Source organism: Streptacidiphilus jiangxiensis (assembly GCF_900109465.1).
In the GTDB taxonomy this organism is placed as follows: Bacteria; Actinomycetota; Actinomycetes; order Streptomycetales; family Streptomycetaceae; genus Streptacidiphilus; species Streptacidiphilus jiangxiensis.
In genome coordinates, this window is the sequence record NZ_FOAZ01000017.1 from 132,086 (window position 1) to 148,239 (window position 16,154).

14 protein-coding genes are annotated in these 16,154 nt (G+C 72.5%); 5 read left to right on the top strand and 9 right to left on the bottom strand.

Annotated features, from left to right (window positions below):
• Positions 1–93: 93 nt before the first annotated feature.
• Positions 94–1,935, top strand: coding sequence for an ABC transporter ATP-binding protein (locus BMY61_RS28875; protein WP_042443197.1), 1,842 nt, complete (start codon positions 94–96; stop codon positions 1,933–1,935).
• A 55-nt stretch (positions 1,936–1,990) separates the two neighbouring features.
• Here BMY61_RS28875 and BMY61_RS28880 read toward each other — a convergent pair whose 3' ends face one another.
• From BMY61_RS28880 to BMY61_RS28905, 6 genes are all read right to left on the bottom strand, one after another.
• Positions 1,991–3,436, bottom strand: coding sequence for a glyceraldehyde-3-phosphate dehydrogenase (locus tag BMY61_RS28880; RefSeq protein ID WP_042443195.1), 1,446 nt, complete (start codon positions 3,434–3,436; stop codon positions 1,991–1,993).
• Between the two features lie 152 nt (positions 3,437–3,588).
• Positions 3,589–4,272 (bottom strand): pyridoxamine 5'-phosphate oxidase family protein, encoded by a 684-nt coding sequence (locus BMY61_RS28885; RefSeq protein WP_042443192.1) that lies wholly within the window; start codon positions 4,270–4,272, stop codon positions 3,589–3,591.
• A gap of 144 nt (positions 4,273–4,416) precedes the next feature.
• Complete coding sequence (locus tag BMY61_RS28890) at positions 4,417–5,022, bottom strand: SUKH-4 family immunity protein (protein ID WP_042443191.1); 606 nt, start codon at positions 5,020–5,022, stop codon at positions 4,417–4,419.
• A gap of 117 nt (positions 5,023–5,139) precedes the next feature.
• A complete protein-coding gene (locus BMY61_RS28895; protein WP_042443189.1) occupies positions 5,140–6,279 on the bottom strand; it encodes an acyl-CoA dehydrogenase family protein in 1,140 nt (379 codons plus the stop codon).
• The gene (locus BMY61_RS28900) at positions 6,276–7,088 is read right to left on the bottom strand and encodes a TIGR03084 family metal-binding protein (RefSeq protein WP_042443187.1); all 813 of its coding nucleotides are present in this window, start codon (positions 7,086–7,088) and stop codon (positions 6,276–6,278) included. Before BMY61_RS28900 ends, BMY61_RS28895 begins: the two co-directional genes overlap by 4 nt.
• Positions 7,089–7,164: 76 nt before the next feature.
• Entirely contained in the window at positions 7,165–8,040 is an 876-nt protein-coding gene (locus BMY61_RS28905; RefSeq protein WP_042443503.1) for a helix-turn-helix transcriptional regulator, read from the bottom strand.
• A gap of 181 nt (positions 8,041–8,221) precedes the next feature.
• Between BMY61_RS28905 and BMY61_RS28910 the strand changes: the two genes are divergently transcribed.
• A complete protein-coding gene (locus BMY61_RS28910) occupies positions 8,222–8,878 on the top strand; it encodes a YbhB/YbcL family Raf kinase inhibitor-like protein (RefSeq protein WP_082014764.1) in 657 nt (218 codons plus the stop codon).
• Positions 8,879–8,906: 28 nt separating this feature from the next.
• On the opposite strand, the gene BMY61_RS28915 is transcribed toward BMY61_RS28910, so the two are convergent.
• A complete protein-coding gene (locus tag BMY61_RS28915) occupies positions 8,907–10,508 on the bottom strand; it encodes a long-chain-fatty-acid--CoA ligase (RefSeq protein WP_042443186.1) in 1,602 nt (533 codons plus the stop codon).
• Positions 10,509–10,604: 96 nt separating this feature from the next.
• On the bottom strand, positions 10,605–11,501 hold the full coding sequence (locus BMY61_RS28920; protein WP_042443183.1) for an oxygenase MpaB family protein: 897 nt from the start codon (positions 11,499–11,501) through the stop codon (positions 10,605–10,607).
• Between the two features lie 61 nt (positions 11,502–11,562).
• Here BMY61_RS28920 and BMY61_RS28925 point away from each other — a divergent pair, with 61 nt between their 5' ends.
• On the top strand, positions 11,563–12,204 hold the full coding sequence (locus BMY61_RS28925) for a dienelactone hydrolase family protein (RefSeq protein ID WP_042443181.1): 642 nt from the start codon (positions 11,563–11,565) through the stop codon (positions 12,202–12,204).
• A 15-nt stretch (positions 12,205–12,219) separates the two neighbouring features.
• On the opposite strand, the gene BMY61_RS28930 is transcribed toward BMY61_RS28925, so the two are convergent.
• Positions 12,220–12,474, bottom strand: a complete 255-nt coding sequence (locus BMY61_RS28930; protein WP_042443180.1) for a hypothetical protein — start codon at positions 12,472–12,474, stop codon at positions 12,220–12,222.
• A 101-nt stretch (positions 12,475–12,575) separates the two neighbouring features.
• On the opposite strand from BMY61_RS28930, the gene BMY61_RS28935 reads away from it, so the two are divergent.
• Together BMY61_RS28935 and BMY61_RS28940 are read left to right on the top strand one after the other, a co-directional pair.
• Positions 12,576–15,257, top strand: coding sequence for an alpha/beta fold hydrolase (locus BMY61_RS28935; RefSeq protein ID WP_075004102.1), 2,682 nt, complete (start codon positions 12,576–12,578; stop codon positions 15,255–15,257).
• The gene (locus BMY61_RS28940) at positions 15,254–16,135 is read left to right on the top strand and encodes an ABC transporter permease (RefSeq protein WP_042443177.1); all 882 of its coding nucleotides are present in this window, start codon (positions 15,254–15,256) and stop codon (positions 16,133–16,135) included. Before BMY61_RS28935 ends, BMY61_RS28940 begins: the two co-directional genes overlap by 4 nt.
• Positions 16,136–16,154: the final 19 nt, after the last annotated feature.

The window sequence follows — 16,154 nt, forward strand, 5'->3', positions numbered from 1 at the left end:
ATTCGGGGAAAAAGCCTTGGACGGTCCGGACGCACGGGCGGGAGACTCAGTGCCCCGCCCCTTCGTATCCATACGGACGCCTCAGGACTTGGGATGCCCGAACCTCTCTCCGCCGAGGCACGACCGCGTCGCGGCGCGGTCCTCCTCGCCCTTCGACTCTACGGCCGGGAGCTCGCCCGGCTTCGACTGCTGACCCTGCCCGCCATGCTCGGGCCCGCTCTGGGCAACATCGGCATCGCCTACGTCGCCCCGCTGCTGGTGGCCAAGCTCGTCGCGCGGATCGCGGACGAACCGAGCTCCGGCACCGCGCTCGGACCGCTGCTGCCCTACGTACTCGGCTTCGCCGGCGTACTGCTGGTCTCCGAGGCGCTGTGGCGGCTCGGCCTGCACTGCCTCAACCGCGTCGACGGACTCGGCATCGAGCGGCTGTACATCCTCGGGATGGACGAGCTCTTCGCGAAGGACGCCGCGTTCTTCCACGACAACTTCGCCGGCTCGCTGACCAAGCGGGTGCTCAGCTTCGCCTCCCGCTTCGAGGAGTTCGTCGACACGCTCACCTTCAACGTGGTCGGCAGTCTGGTGCCGCTGGTGTTCGGTTCGGTGGTGCTCTGGCGCTACCAACCGCTGCTCGTCGTCGTGCTGCTGGCGATGATCCTACTGACGGCCGTGATCGTCGCACCGCTGATCCGCCGGCGCCAGGCACTGGTGGACCAGCGCGAGGAGGCGATCGCGCGGGTCTCGGGGCACGTCGCCGACAGCCTGATGAACATGGACACCGTGCGGGCCTTCGCCGCGGAGGAGCGGGAGGCGGCCGAGCACCGCTCCCGGGTCGCGGAGTCGCGGCGGCTCTCGCTGCGCTCCTGGGACTACGGCAACCTGCGCATCGACACCCTCGTCGCCCCGATGTCCGTGCTGACCAACGCGGTGGGCCTGCTGATCGCCGTCGCCGCGGCGGCGTCCGGCCAGGGCGGGGTCGAGGCGGTCGTGGTCGCCTTCACCTACTACTCCAACGCGACGCGGATCATGTTCGAGTTCAACCAGATCTACCGACGCCTGGAGAGCTCCATGACGGAGGCGGCGCAGTTCACCGAGCTGCTCATGGTCCCGCCGACCGTCGTCGACGTGCCCGAGCCGGAGCCGCTGCGGGCGCGAGGGGCGGACGTCACCTTCGACGAGGTGGTCTTCACCCACGGCGGCGCGGACCGTCCGCTCTTCGACGGCCTGGAGCTGGCCGTGGCGGGCGGCGAGAAGATCGGCCTGGTCGGCCGGTCGGGCGGCGGCAAGACCACGCTCACCCGGCTGCTGCTACGGATGACGGACATCCAGGGCGGCCGCATCCTGGTCGGCGGCCAGGACATCAGCCTGCTGCGCCAGGCCGACCTGCGCAGCCTGATCTCCTACGTCCCGCAGGATCCGGCCATGTTCCACCGCACGCTGCGCGAGAACATCGCCTTCGCCCGGCCGGAGGCCACCGAGGCGGAGATCCGCCGCGCGGCGGAGGCCGCGCACGTCACCGAGTTCGCGGACGGGCTGCCTGACGGGTTCGACACCATGGTCGGCGAACGCGGCGTCAAGCTCTCCGGCGGCCAGCGCCAGCGGGTCGCGCTCGCCCGCGCGATCCTGCGCGACGCGCCGATCCTGCTGCTCGACGAGGCCACCAGCGCGCTGGACTCCGAGAGCGAGGTCCTGGTCCAGGAGGCGCTGTGGCGCCTGATGGCCGGGCGCACCGCGCTGGTCGTCGCGCACCGGCTCAGCACCGTGGCCGGGATGGACCGTCTCGTCGTCCTGGACCGCGGCCGGATCCTCGAACAGGGCAGCCACCAGGATCTGCTGGCCGCCGACGGCGCGTACGCGAAGCTCTGGCAGCACCAGTCGGGCGGCTTCCTGAAGGAGCACGGCTCGCAGGAGGCCGAGGAGAGCCCTCAGCTCGCCTGAAGAAGGACCGGCCCCGCACCCTCGGAGAGGGTGCGGGGCCGGTCCGTTCCGACGATCAGACCGCGGGGGCCGGGAAGGTCGGGTACTCGACGCCGGAGATCGTCTGGACGACCCGGACGACCTGGCAGGAGTAACCGAACTCGTTGTCGTACCACAGGTAGAGGATGGCGTTGTCGCCCTCGACCTTGGTGGCGCCGGCGTCGACGATCGACGCGTGGCGGGAGCCGACGAAGTCCATCGAGACCGCGTCCGGCGCCGTGGTGAAGTCGATCTGGCGGCGCAGCGGCGACGTCAGCGACACCTCGCGCAGGTAGTCCAGGACCTCCTCACGGGTGGTCTCCTGGGCCAGCTGCAGGTTGAGGATGGCGATCGAGACGTCCGGGACGGGGACGCGGATCGAGCTGCCGGTGATCTTCGCCTTGAGGTCCGGCAGGGCCTTCGCGACGGCGGAGGCGGCACCGGTCTCGGTGATGACCATGTTGAGCGGGGCGGAACGACCGCGACGCTCGGCCTTGTGGAAGTTGTCCAGCAGGTTCTGGTCGTTGGTGAACGAGTGGACGGTCTCCACGTGGCCGCGGAGCACGCCGAACTTGTCCTCCATCGCCTTCAGCGGCGGGACGATCGCGTTCGTGGTGCAGGAGGCGCAGGAGATGATCTGCTCGTCCGGCTTGATGGTGTCGTGGTTGACGCCGTGCACGATGTTCGGGACGTCGCCCTTGCCCGGCGCGGTCAGCACGACCTTGGCGATACCCGGCTGCAGGTGCTTCGACAGGCCCTCGCGGTCACGCCAGCGACCGGTGTTGTCGATCAGGATGGCGTCGTTGATGCCGTACTGCGTGTAGTCGACCGAGGTCGGGTCGTCCGAGTAGATGACCTTGATCTCGTTGCCGTTGGCGACGATGGTGTTGGTCGCCTCGTCCACGGTGATCGAGCCGTTGAACTGGCCGTGGATCGAGTCGCGACGCAGCAGCGAGGCGCGCTTGACGATGTCGTCGGCCGCACCCTTGCGCACGACGATCGCCCGCAGGCGCAGGCCGTTGCCGGAGCCGGCCTTCTCGACCAGGAGACGGGCCAGCAGGCGGCCGATCCGGCCGAAGCCGTACAGCACGACGTCGCGGGACTCGCTGCGCTCGAGCTTGTTCGCACCGGTGGCACCGGCGACGGCCTCGGCGGTGAACGCCTCGACCGTGAGGCCGCGGGAGTCCGCCTTGTACGTCGAGGCGAGGATGCCGAGGTCGATCTGGGACGGACCGAGGTCGAGCGTGGTGAGCGCCTGGAGGAAGGGGAAGGTCTCGGTGACCGAGAGCTCCTCACCGGCGATCTGGCGGGCGAACCGGTGGGTCTTCAGAATGCTGACCACCGACTTGTTCACCAGGGAGCGGCTGTGCAGCAGGACGTTGACGTCCTTCTCCCGGTGCAGTCGGCCGATGATCGGAATCATCGACTCCGCGATCTCCTCGCGGTTCATCCAGTCCGTGAACACGTCGTCATTGACAGTCACAAAATCATCTTTCGCGGTAATCGAGCCGGGCGACGCCCATCATGTTAACTTCCGCCCACACGGCCCCGACGCCCGGACCGACGTGAGATTCACCGCAACGACCCGACCGGACGTTCGCGCCGACCGGGCCGCCATCCGCGGATCCGCGCAGGTCAGCGCGGGCCCGGCGTCGGCCCGGCGTCGACTCGGCCCGTCTGCAGGGCCGCGATGTGCGGCGGCAGCTCGATGCCCTCGGCCAGGTCCGGCGCGGGGACGGGGGCGCCGAGCACCGTGCGGATCGGCACGTTGCCCGCCCACAGGCCGAGCTCCGCGTCGGGGCCGTCGCCGTCCTCCGGCGGACCGGACGCGATCTTGACGGACGCCTCGGTCAGGTCGAGCGCGAGCAGGGCGGTGGCGGCCAGCTCCTTGCGGTTCGGCTGCCGTGCGTACTCCCACTGACCGGGGGCGCACTGCTCGGTGAGCACCCGCAGACCCTCGAGCTTCTCCTCGTCCGCCAGCAGGCGGGGCGTGCCGTAGATCATCACGCAGCGGTAGTTGATCCCGTGCTCGAAGACCGACCGCGCCAGGCTCAGTCCGTCGACGTGGGTCACGGTGACGCAGACCTCGGCCGCCGGGTCCTGCTGCAGGCTGCGGCTGGCGACGGAACCGTGGAAGTAGAGCGTGTCGCCGGTGGCGCCGTAGCAGGTGGGCACGACCATCGGAACGCCGTCCACGACCACGCCCAGGTGGCAGACGAAGCCGGCCGCGAGCACCGCGTCGAGGTCCTCCTTACGGGTGCTGCCGTTCTCCCGCATCCGCCGATGGCGAGTCCGGTCCGTGACTGCGATTTCTGACATTGTTCGCCCTCCAGGGCAACCGTTTCCGTCCCGCGTCAGCGAAATCGACACTGATTTCGCATCTCACCTGGCACGGTAGACGAGGGAGCGGAGCGGAATCAACGGTCTTTCGTCACGGCAGGCCGCCGCTTCGCCGGACCTGGCTCAGGCGATGCCGTCCGTGACCAGCTCCAGCACCCGGTGCCAGGTCGAGTCCGGGTGCGCGAGCGCGGCCGGGTCGACTCGCTCGATCGCCGCCCGCAGCCGGGCCTGCGGCGTCGGGCCCACCGAGGCATGGGGCGCGCCGTGGAGGCGGTCCAGCAGCTCCTCCGCGCGGCGCCGGACCACCGGGTCCGCCAGGGTCTGCTCGGCCTCGCCGCTGTAGCAGGGGCGCTCGGCCTCCAGCACGCACAGCAGGTAGGCGAAGACGTCGAGGCTCGAGTTGAGGACGCAGCTCCCGTCGGCGTCCTCGGGGGTGACGTGCACGACGCCGGTGGCGGTGTCGACGTCGACGCTGTCGTAGGGGATCTCGCCGAGGCACATCCGCCCGTCGGTGACGTCGCCCGCCTCCTCGTCCAGGTCGAGCGCCCGATGGAACCAGCCCTGGGTGTCCGCCTGGTCGGGCAGGCCGATCCGGGTGAGGAAGCCCCGGGTGGGCGCGTGCGTGAGGACGGCGGCCTGCACCTCCCCCACCGTGGCCAGGTCCGCCTCACCGAACACCTCCGCCATGGTGGCGCGGTCGACGAGGAGGGCGGGCTGCGGGTCGGGCACGACGTGGTCCTTTCGACCAGTGCGGCCAGGCGGCGCCCGCACGCGCCGGCGCCCCCGGATCAGGGCCGCTCCAGGAGCCAGGTTAGGGCCGCTCCGGGAGCCGGTTCGGTTCCGCCGTCAGGCGGTGAAGCCGAGGCGGCGGGCGGCCAAGCCGGTGAGGATCTCGTCGGCGCCGCCGCCGATGCCGAGGATGCGCACGTCGCGGTAGTGACGCTCGATCTCCGACTCGCGCATGTAGCCCATGCCCCCGTGGAGCTGCAGCGCCTCGTGGACCACCCACTCGGCCGTTTCGACGGCGCTGTTCTTGGCGAAGCACGCCTCGGTCACCACGTCCTCGCCGGCGATGTGGCGGGCGGCGACGTGGTGGGTGTAGACGCGGGCGAGATCGATGCGGCGGGCCATCTCGGTCAGCGTGTGCTGGACGACCTGGCGGGAGATCAGCGGGCGCCCGAAGGTGTGCCGCGCACGCGTCCAGTCGACGGCCAGGTCGAGCGCGCGCTGCGCGGTCGCGTACGCCTGGGCGGCCAGCGCCAGGCGTTCGGTGACGAACTGAACGGCGATCTGCACGAACCCGCTGTTCTCCGGCCCGACCAGGTTGGCCGCCGGTACCCGCGCCTCGACGAAGGAGAGCTCAGCGGTGTCCGAGCAGTGCCAGCCGAGCTTCTCCAGCCTGCGGGTGACGGCGAACCCGGGCGTGCCGCGCTCGACCACGAGCAGCGAGATGCCGTGCGCCCCCGGGCCGCCGGTGCGCACGGCGGTGGTGACGAAGTCGGCCCGGCAGCCGGAGGTGATGAACGTCTTGGCGCCGTTGACCACGTAGTGGTCCCCGTCACGGCGTGCTGTGGTGCGGATCGCCGCCACGTCGGAGCCCGCGTCCGGCTCGGTGATGCCGAGCGCACCGATCAGCTCGCCCGCGACCACCGGCCGCACGAAGCGGTCCAGCTGTCCGGGGTCGCCCGCGGCGACCAGGTGCGGGAGCGCGATGCCGCCGGTCAGCAGCGAGGCGACCAGGCCGCCGGAGCCACCGGCGTACAGGATCTCCTCAGTGACGGCGAGCGCGTCCAGCAGGTCGCCGCCACCACCGCCGACCTCGACCGGCAGGGCCACCCCGAGCAACCCCAACGCGGCTGCCGTACGGTGCAGTTCACGCGGGAGCTCACCCTCGCGCTCCCAGGCGTCCAGCTGGGGCAGGACCTCGCTCTTGACGAAGCGCCGTACGGTCTCCTGAAGTTGCGAGCGCTCGGGGGTCTCGTTCACGGCTCCTCCCCGCGCGGGGTTTCGACGCCGGCCTCACGGCCTCTGCCGGGCGGTCCGGCAAAGGCCTGGGCGACCCGCAGCCAGGTCGAGACGGACTCCCCGACCGCGACGAGGCCGGTCGCGGCGGCGTCGGCGCGCTGGGTGACGACCAGGCAGAAGTCGAGTGCGTCGCCGGTGAGCCGCTGCTCGGCCTCCTCCGGCCCGAACGTCCACCACTCGCCACCTGGCGCACGCAGTTCGACGCGGAACTCGGCAGCCGGTGGCGTCAGTCCGTGCACGCCGAAGGCGAAGTCGCGGGTACGGACGCCCAGACGGGCGATGTGCCGCAACCACGGCCCCGCCTCGGGGGCGAGCCCGAACGCCGCGCGGACATCCAGGCTGTGGGCCCAGGTCTCCATCAGGCGCGCCGTCGCCATCGACGCGACGCTCATCGGCGGGCCGTACCAGGGGAATCGGGTGTCCGACGCGGCCCCGGTCAACGCCTCGGCGAGTGCGGCGCGCCCGGCGCGCCACTCGGCGAGGAGCTGCGCTGCGGGCTTGCGCGCCTGCGCGTGCGCGGCGGCGTCGACGTAGTCCGCGCCGCCCGCGAGGGCGCGGCGCAGTTCGTCCCCGAAGGCCTCCGGAGTGCGCATGGCGACCAACGCCTTCTCGTCCGTCCAGGCGAGGTGGCCGATCTGGTGGGCCACCGTCCATCCGGCGGCCGGAGTGGCGGCTGACCAGTCAAGACCGTCCCGGTCCACCAGGTCGTCGAGCGCTTGCGATACGACGTGCAGGTCCGCGAGGACCGGGGCGGACTTGGAGTCGGCCATGGCGTCGCCTCCTTCGGCGTTGCAAGCGACGATGGCACCCGCCCAGGAAAAAATCAATGGTGCTTGATTCTTTCGCTCAGGCCACCGCGATGGGGCGAACGCCCGCCTCGCCCAGCCCTCGCGCACGGGCGACCATCAGCTCGCGCAGCGTCCGCTCGGTGGCCTCGTCCGCCGGGGTGACCGCCACCAGGCACTGGCCCGACCCCTCCCGCGTCGCCAGCACGTCGTAGCACAGGGAGAGTTCACCGCCCTGGGGGTGCCGCACGCGCTTGCTCCCGTGGGCCCGCTCCTCGACCGTGCGGTCGTCCCACCAGGCCGCGAACTCACGGCTGCCCGCGCACAGTTCGTCGACGACCGCGCGCAGCCGCCGGTCGTCGGGGTGACGGGCATGGTTGGCGCGCAGGTTGCCCACGGTCTCGCGGGCGATCCGGGTCCAGTCCAACTGGCTCTCGCGCAGTGCCGGTTCGAGGAACATCAGCCGGGCGATGTTGTCGGCGGAGCCCGTGCCGAACTCCTCCCCCAACAGTGCGGCCGCGGCGGCGTTCCGGGCCAGGACGTCGAGGCGGAAGTCGATCACGTACGCGGGCACCAGCGGCATCCCGTCCAACAGCACCCGCAACGACGCACCGACCGCGGCAGGCACGTGCGCGACCACCGGAGCCTCGCCGCGCGCGATCAGGTGCAGGTGCTCCCGCTCGGGCGGGGAGAGCCGCAGCGCCCGGGCCACGCCGTCGAGCACCGCGACGCCCGGGGTCCCGACCCGGCCCTGCTCCAGCCGGATGTACCACTCCACGCTGACGGCGGCCAACTGCGCCACCTCCTGTCGGCGCAGCCCCGGCGTCCGGCGACGCGCCCCCGCCGGCAGCCCGACCTCCTCCGGGCGGATCCGGGCCCGCATGGCCCGCAGGAACCCGGCCAGTTCCGTCTGCCGTCGCCCCGCCGTGTTCTCCATACCGACGATCATGCTCAGCCGGTCCGGGACGTGTCCACCGGTGATCGTGGCATTGCGCGTACCACCATCGGGCCGACCTCCCTCGACCGGGCGGCGGCCGGGATCGTTGGCCACGGCACCGGGACGAGCCCGGTGACACCCGCAACAGCCGATCACTCGGTCCCGACCCCAGGAGCCCGACATGCGCACCATCTTCCGTTCCAGGACCGCCCGCTGGTCCGTCGCGGTGGCGGCTGCCGCCGCGACCGTCGCGGTCGCCGTCCCGCAGATCGCGAGCGCCGCCGGGGCGCCGGCTGCCGCGGCCGCCCGGCACACCCCACACGACGGCTACGGCTGGACCACGGTCCGCAGCGGCATCCCGCGCTCCGCCGCACACTTCACCGTCACCAGCCCCGACATCCGCGACGGCGGCACGATCCCGTACCGCCACTGGGCCCACGCGTTCGGCTGCGCGGGCGGCAACCAGCAGATCCGTCTGGCCTGGCACGGCGCCCCCGCCGGCACCCGCGGCTACGCCGTCGTCATGGACGACCCCGACGCCCCCACCGGCGGCGGTTTCCGGCACTGGCTGACCTGGGACGTCCCGGCCACCGCCCACGCCCTGGGCGCGACCGCGGTGCGCGGGGCGGTCGTCGGCACGGACGACGCCGGCATCACGGGCTACCTGGGCCCCTGCCCGCCCGCCGGCGACGTCACCCACCACTACCGGTTCACCGTCTACGCCCTGGACACGCCGTCCCTGCAGCTGCCCGCCGCGACCCCGCCGGCCGTTGTGGAGTTCACGATGAGCAGCCACATCCTGGGCTACGCCCGCCTGACCGCGGACGCCCGTCGGTGAGTGCGTCGGGTGCTCCGGACGGTCCTGGTCAGGACGGCTCGGCGAAGCGCTCGCGCAGCACCCGCTTGAGGATCTTGCCCGTCGGGTTGCGGGGCAGCTCGTCGAGGAAGACCACCAGACGGGGCTTCTTGTAGGAGGCGATGCGCTCGCGGGTGAACGCGATCAGCTCCGCCGGATCGACCTCCCCCGCGTCCGCGCGCAGCACGACGGCGGCGGTGACGGCCTCGCCCCAGCGGTCGTCGGGCGTGCCGAAGACCGCCACGTCCAGCACGGCCGGATGCTCGGCAAGGGCCGCCTCCACCTCGATCGGGTAGACGTTCTCGCCGCCGGTGATCACCATGTCCTTGATCCGGTCGGTGATGAACAGATAGCCCAGCTCGTCCAGGTAGCCGGCGTCGCCCGTGCGCAGCCAGCCGTCCTCGGTGAACAGGCGGGCGTTGTCCTCCTCGCGGTGCCAGTAGCCCGGGGTGACGTAGTGCGAGCGGGTACAGATCTCCCCCACCGCGCCGGGCGGCAGCGGCTCGCCGGTGGCCGGGTCGACGACGCGGATCTCCACGTCCGGGCGGGGGTTGCCGGCGGAACGCAGCAGGTGGGCGCGGGGTCCGTCGGGGTCGTGATCCGCCGGCAGCAGGCGGGTGGCGGTGCCTGCCGTCTCGGTCTGCCCGTAGACCTGCAGGAAGTCGCAGCCGAAGACGTCCATCGAGCGCCGCAGCAGCACCGGGGTGATCGGCGAGGCGCCGTAGGCGATCAGGCGCAGCGCGGAGAAGTCACGCGAGGCGATGTCCGGCAGGGAGGTCAGCATGTGCAGCACCGCCGGGACGAAGAACACGTGGCTGATCCGTTCCCGCTCGATCAGCTCGACCACGCGCTGCGGCACCAGGTCCGGGACGGTGACCGTGTGCGCGCCCGCCACCAGCGCCTGGGCCAGCCAGGCCGTCCCGGCGATGTGGAAGAACGGCATCGCGTTCATGCTCACCGCGCGCTCGTCCCAGTCGAGTTCGCGCAGCAGATGGTCGCCCGCGTCGAGATTGCGCAGGGTCAGCCGGACGCCCTTGGGCTGCCCGGTGGTGCCGGAGGTGTAGAGCTGGAGGCAGACGGACTCGGCATCCCCCGCGCCGCCGCGCCCGGGGTCCCGGTCGGAGGCGGCGGCCAGCCACGGCTCGTAGGCGAGGACGTCATCCCCGCTCGTGGGAACGTCCGTGGGAACGTCCGTGGGAACGTCCGTCGAAGCGTCCACCGGGCCGTCGACGACGAGCCGCGCCTTGGGCAGCGCCGCGCGGATCGCCCGCGCGCCCGGCAGGAACTCCTCCTGCGCGAGGACCGCCGCGAACTCGGCGTCCCGCGCCACCGCGGCCAACTCGGGCTCGGCGAGGCGCCAGTTGAGCGGCGTCGCCACCAGCCCGGCCTTGGCGCAGGCGAGCAGGAACTCGGCCGACACGATCCCCGGGCGGACCAGGGCCCCGACCCGGGCACCGGGTTCGATCCCCTCGGCGAGCAGTGCCTGAGCCAGCCGGTTGCTGCGTTCGTGCAGATCCGCGTAGCGCAGGGTACGGCCGCCCTCGGAGACGGCAGGCGCTTCGGGGCGTCGGGCGGCGTGGTCACGTACGGCGTCGGGCAGGAACGGGCCCATGCGGGATCCCCCATCGTCGGCGGCGGGGTGCTGCGGGAGCACGAGACTGTCACGTCGGGCGCCACGCGCGAAAGCGGCCGGACCGGTGCGCTTCGATCAGTGGGCGGCCGGGTCGTTCGGCTCGGCGTGCGGCACCGGGCAGCCGCCGCCGGGGAACGTGCCGAGCTCCGCCAGACGGTAACCATCCTTGTAGCCCCGGATGTTGGGTCCCTGACGGGCGTAGAGGGGCTCCCGGCGCGACGGCAGCATCCGCACGACGCGGCCGCGCAGCCGCAACCCGCCCTGGACGAGCGCGCTCAGCGCGGCGGAGGGGGCGGCGTAGCCGAACGCCTCGCGCAGCTCGTCGTCCAGCAGGCAGACCGAGGCCCGCCGCATCAACCGCCCGGCGGCGCCCGGGTACCAGGACTGGAACAGGTCCAAGGTGGCGTCCGAGACGGACCGCCCGCCCTGGTCGAAGCGGAAGTGCTCGCGCTCGTAGGCGTCCAGCAGCGCCTCGAACTCGGCGAAGGTCTCCGGGATGTCGCGGATGCCCATGTGCTGCCCGAGCGTGCGGAAGTACAGCGTCGCCGCGCGCAGCTCGTGGTCGGTGTAGCGGCGCCAGCCGTAGGCGTCCAGCCAGCGCTTCGGCACCACCACGAAGGTGCTGAGCACGTAACGGAAGTCCTCGTTGCTGATCGGGTAGTGACGGTGCATCCGATTCATCCGCCGCAGCGCCTCGCGGCCCTGATCCGAGTCGAAGCCGTGCTCCAGGATCGCATCGAGGATCAACACCGTGTCGTCGTAGCGCTTCTGCGGGCGGGCGGCGAACTCGCCCGTCTGCGCCAGCAGTCGGCCGACGCTGGGCACGGCGTACGTGCGGTAGAGAGCGAAGCCGAGGGACTGGACGGTGTCCCAGGGGAACTCGTGAAAGCTGCTGATCCGGTAGATCTCCAGGAAGTCCTGCTCCGGGTCGAGCCGGTGGATCTGCTTCAGCCAGTGATCGCGTCGCAGCACGTCCCCACCGTAGGGCGTCGACCCGCGCGGGTCCACACCGTCGCCCGCGGCATCGGCGATGATGGACGGGTACCCGTCCCACCTGCGAAGGAAGCCGTCCGTGGCCCAGATCGTCCTCTTCCACTCCACCTACGGCCTGCGTCCGGCCGTCACCGACGCGGCGGAGCGCCTGCGCGCGGCCGGCCACGTCGTGCACACCCCGGACCTCTACGACGGGAAGACCTTCGACGACATCGAGTCGGGCCTCGCCCACCGGGACCTGATCACCCGCGAGGAGCTGCTGCGCCGCGCGGTCGCCGCCGTCGCCCCGCTGCTCACCCCGGACGGCCCCGGCCTGGTCTACGCCGGCTTCTCCCTCGGCGGCGCGATCGCCCAGAACCTCGCCCTCGCCGACGAGCGCGCCCTCGGCCTGCTGCTCCTGCACGGCACCTCCGACCTGCCGGCCGACGTCTCCACCTCCCTCCCGGTCCAGCTCCACGTGGCCGAGCCGGACCCCTTCGAGACCGAGGACTGGCTGAACGCCTGGTACCTCCAGCTCGTCCGCGCCGGCGCCGACGTCGAGATCCACCGCTACCGCGGCGCGGGCCACCTCTTCACCGACCCCGCCCTCCCGGACTACGACGCCGAGGCCGCCGACCGCACCTGGGCCGTGTCCCGCGCCTTCCTGGCGGAGCTGGACGAGCAGAGCGAGCAGGACGCGTAGAGCCCCAGCCCCTCATCAGGGGGAAACGATCTCGCCGCGCCGTCGGATCTCCGCCGCCTGTGCCCGTACGGCGTCCGCCTCGGCTCGCGCCCTGCCCCGGTCCACCTCGTCCGGCACCACGGCCGCCAAAGCGTCCAGGCAGCCCGCGATCCGCTCCCGCCAGTCGGCGAACAGGTCCGGGTCGGCCCCGGTGGGCCGCTCCGCCTTCACCGCACGGAGGTGAACCAGCGCCGCCTTCAGTTCGGGGCCGATCCCCAGGGCTCCTGTCACGCCGGGGACACTACCGGCAGGGTGGGGGCACGTCGCCGGGTGGGTGATCGTTGTGCCTACGATGCCCTCGGCCCCGACCGAACCGCCGAAAGGACCCGCTCATGCCGCCTGGACCCCGTCGGCTGTGGCGGTGGGCCGCCGCTGCCGTGACAGCGTTGGTGGTCGTGGGCGGGGGGACGGCCGTCGCCGCCGGGGGCGGGAGCGGTGCCGCCGCCGTGCAGGAGCAGGACCAGGTGTTCACGATGCCCGAGACGCCCGGGAGCGCGAGCACCGTACGCATCGACACCGCGTACTTCACCACCGGGGACGGCACGCCGCGGCCCGCGGTGCTGCTGGCCCACGGGTTCGGTGGCAGCAAGGACGACATGGCCGGGGAGGCGCGGTTCCTGGCGCAGCACGGGTACCGGGTGCTGACCTGGTCCGCGCGCGGGTTCGGGCGGTCGACGGGGGCAATCGGGCTGGACGCGCCGGACCGGGAGGTCGCGGACGTGGAGCGGCTGATCGACTGGCTCGGGAAGCGCCCGGACGTGGTGCGGGACGGGCCGGACGATCCGCGGGTGGGCATCGCCGGGGCCTCCTACGGCGGCGCGATCTCGCTGCTGACCGCCGGTCACGACCGTCGCGTGGATGCGATCGCGCCCCAGATCACCTGGTGGGACCTGAACGACGCGCTGTTCCCCGGCGGGGTCTTCAAGAAGCTGTGGGCCGGGGTCTTCTTCACCACCGGAAGCAGCGGTGCCAGTGGCTGCCGGTTCACCGCCGCCCTGTGCCAGGTCTACCAGCACGCCGCGTTGACCGGCACCACCGACGCCGCCACGACCGCGCTGCTCGCGCAGTCCAGCCCGGACTCCGTCGCCGCCTCGATCAAGGTGCCGACCCTGATCACCCAGGGCCAGAACGACTCGCTCTTCCCGCTCGCCCAGGCCGACGCGATGGCCCGCGCAATCCGAGCCAACGGCGCGCCCGTCGCCGTGGACTGGTCCTCCGGCGGGCACGACGGCGGGGACCAGGAGAGCTCCCGGGTCCAGGCCCGCACGCTGGCCTGGTTCGACACGTACCTGAAGCACGACCAGGGCGTCGACACCGGCCCGGCGTTCCGGGTGACCCGGACCGGCGGGGTGTCGGTGTCGGCCGGTCAGGTGGTGACCTTCGGCGCGAGCGCGGACAGCTACCCGACGATCAACGGCACCGCGCGCCGGACGGTCGCGCTGGACGGGCCGCCGCAGACGGTCGCCAACCCGGCGGGCGGGATGCCGCCGGCCGTCTCCTCGGTGCCGGGGCTCGGCGCGCTCGGACAGCTCGGCGGCCTGCTCGGTGGGAACGTGTCGCTGAGCCAGGACATGCCCGGACAGTACGCGGCGTTCCAGTCGGCACCGCTGGACAGCGCGCTCCAGCTGACCGGCTCGGCCGACGTCCAGGTCACCGTCGACACCGACGGCCAGGCCCCGGCGGTGCTGTTCGCCAAGCTCTACGACGTCTCCCCCGACGGCAGCGCCGTCCTGCCGCACCAACTGGTGACGCCGCTGCGGGTGACCGCCTCCGGCACGGTGGACGTACGGCTGCCCGCCGTGGACCACGACTTCGCCGCCGGCCACCGGCTGCGCCTGGTCCTGGCCACGACGGACCTCGGCTTCTCCTCCCCCGCCGCACCGGCGACGTACCGGGTCTCCCTCCCGTCCGGCGCCGCGCTGACGCTCCCCACGGACCCGGCGCTGCGCAACGACCGCTCCTCGCTGCCGCTCTGGGTCTGGGTGCTGCCGCTCGCCGCCGCGGCGATCGCCGTCGCGATCGTCGCGACGGGCCGCGGCGCCCGGCGGCGACGCGGCCCGCGCGGGCCGGACCCGGAGCTGGAGAAGCTGCCGCTGGTGGTGCGCGGGCTGTCCAAGCGCTACCAGGGCTCGACCGACCGCTACGCGGTCAAGGAGCTGTCGTTCCGCGTCGAGCGCGGCCAGGTGCTGGGCCTGCTCGGGCCCAACGGCGCCGGCAAGACCACGACGATGCGCATGCTGATGGGCCTGATCCGGCCGGACGCGGGCACCGTGCACCTCTTCGGGCACCCCGTCACCGCGGGCGCGCCGGTGCTGTCACGGGTGGGCGCGTTCGTCGAGGGCGCGGGCTTCCTGCCGCACCTGAGCGGCCGGGCCAACCTGGACCTGTACTGGCGCGCGACCGGCCGCCCGGCGGGCGACGCGCATGTCGCCGAGGCGTTGGAGATCGCCGACCTCGGCGAGGCCCTGGAGCGCCCGGTACGGACGTACTCGCAGGGCATGCGGCAGCGGCTCGCCATCGCCCAGGCGATGCTCGGGCTGCCGGAGCTGCTGATCCTGGACGAACCGACCAACGGCCTCGACCCGCAGCAGATCCGCGAGATGCGCGCGGTGATCACCCGCTATGCGGCCGGCGGCCGCACGGTGATCGTCTCCAGCCACCTGCTCTCCGAGGTCGAGCAGACCTGCACGCACCTGGTGGTGATGACGCAGGGCCGGCTGCTGGCCGCCGGTCCGGTCGCCGAGATCACCGGCAACGACGACGAACTGTTGGTCGGCATCGGCGAGATGGGCGCGGAGGAGCTTGACGCCGCGATCACCGCGATCGGCACGCTCGACGGCGTCGTCTCGGTGGCCCCGGCGCCGGAGGAGGCCGGGCTGCTGGTCCGTCTCGACGGCCTGGCCGTGGCCCAGCTCCTGGCCGAACTGCTGCGCCTGAACGTGCCCGTGGAGCGGGTCGGCCCGCACCGCCGCCTGGAGGACGCCTTCCTGACCCTGACCGGAGACCGCGCATGAGCACCAACCAGCCCGTCGAGACCGCCGAACCCGACTCCGGTGCGGCGGTCGGCTTCCGCCCGTCCCGCACACTGCCGTTGCGGGTGGAGGCACGCCGACAGCTGTCGCGGCGCCGGACGTTCGTCGTCTTCGGCGTGATGGTGGCGCTGCCGGTGATCGTCTGGCTCGCGCTGGCCGTGGGCGGCACGCCGTCGGGCCGCGACGGCAGCCCCTCGTTGATCCAGGCGGCCACCTCGTCCGGCGTCAACTTCGCCTTCGCGGTGCTCTTCATGGCCAGCGGCTTCCTGCTCAGCGTGCCCGTGGCGCTCTTCTTCGGCGACACGATCGCCTCCGAGGCGAGCTGGTCCTCGTTGCGCTACCTGCTGGCCGCGCCGGTGCCCAGGGCCCGGCTGCTGGTCAGCAAGCTGGCGGTGGCGCTGGGCTTCAGCGCCGTCGCGGTGCTGGTGCTGCCGCTGGTCGCGCTCGGCGTCGGCACCGCCGCCTACGGCTCGGGCGAGCTGCACCTGACCCTGGCCGGCTCGCTGACCACCGGCACGGCGACGGTCCGGCTGGCGCTGGTCGCGCTCTACCTGTTCGTCTGCCAGCTCTCGATCGCGGGCTTCGCGCTCTGGCTGTCGACACTCACCGACGCGCCGCTGGGCGCGGTCGGCGGCGCGGTGGGGCTGGCGATCCTCTCCGGCATCCTGGACAACATCACCGCGCTCGGCTCGCTCCGCGACTTCCTGCCCACGCACGGCATGTACGCCTGGGTGGACGTGCTGCAGACCGACCCGGACTGGACGGGGATGGTCGAGGGCCTGTCGCTGGCGGTCTCGCTGGCGCTGGTCTTCGGCGCGCTCGCGTTCCGCCACTTCCAGGCCAAGGACGTGGTGTCGTAGGGCCCCGGACGGGCGTCAG